Annotated in this window: 2 protein-coding genes; both read left to right on the forward strand. The window is 55.6% G+C overall.

The genetic code is table 11. From position 1 onward, the window contains the following. A partial coding sequence (locus ENZ74_RS32570; protein ID WP_281059759.1) for a methionine biosynthesis protein MetW occupies positions 1-213 on the forward strand: 213 nt, incomplete at its 5' end. Positions 214-373: 160 nt separating this feature from the next. Beyond that, a partial coding sequence (locus ENZ74_RS32575) for a glycosyltransferase (protein WP_127313323.1) occupies positions 374-1,105 on the forward strand: 732 nt, incomplete at its 3' end.

Genomic DNA, 1,105 nt, shown 5'->3' on the forward strand with positions numbered 1-1,105 from the left:
CCGGTGACCAAGGACCTGCCCTATTCCTGGTACGACACGCCCAACATCCACTTCTGCACCATCCGCGATTTCGTCAATCTGTGCGACGAACTCGGCGCGACAGTCGAGAAGGCAACCGCCCTCGACGCCGCCGGCCAGAAGATCGGCTTGTCGATGCCGTGGTGGTTCTGGAATTTCTTCGGCCAGCAGGCAGTGTTCTTGCTGAAACGGTAATTTCCTCACCGATCAAAGACCCGACTCGCCAAGCAACAGTGTGTTTGGCGCCGAGCAAAGTCGCCCTGTATGACGATCGCGAACCAGTGTAAATGGCGTCGACTGTTTGACAGCGGGCTAGTGCGGCTATAGCCACACTGACGGCTCGGGGGGGCAAAAAATGGTCGAAGAACGCGCAACTTATTCACTCGTCGTCGAAATGGAGAATGCAAAATCGATCGACTGGGGCGAGATCGGCGTTGGGATGAAGGCCTTGGCTCGGGAAATCTCATCGGTTTCAGCAACCGGTTCAGCGCGACCAAGGATCGTCATCTCTCACGGCGGAGCAGAGTCGGACAAAGAGGCGTTGCGTCGTGAGATTTCGAATGAGGCCCCGCAGCTCGGTCAGGTTGCCGAACTCGTCTTCACAGCTTTCCCTGGCGGCCGATATTACGACCTGAAGAACAACGGTATGCTGGCATCGGACGGAGATATCGTCATCTTTCTGGATTCCGACGTGGTCGCGGAACCAGGATGGCTATCAGGACTGCTTGAACCCTTTGAAAACTCTGAAGTTATCTGCGCAAACGGATATACATACCTTTCATACGACGACTTCTTTTCAAGAACCTTTGCGTTGATCTGGTTTTTCCCGATGGCCCGTGGTGACGGGCGATTTGCCTCGAAGCGAGCGATCAACGCCAACAATGTAGCGTTTCGACGCGAGTGGATCCTCAGCCACCCTTTTCCAAAACATAACGGCTTCAAGGTTTCCTGCACTTTGCTGATGCGCGAACTGCTGCGGGAAGGCCACAAAATTCATAATGTCAACGCACGCGTTTATCACTATTCGCCGCGGGGCTGGCGGTTCTTTTACTGGCGCGCCCTGGTTACCGGGCGCGACGCCGACCGG

It is taken from the genome of Mesorhizobium sp. M7A.F.Ca.CA.002.15.2.1, from assembly GCF_003998715.1.
Taxonomy (GTDB): Bacteria; Pseudomonadota; Alphaproteobacteria; order Rhizobiales; family Rhizobiaceae; genus Mesorhizobium; species Mesorhizobium ciceri.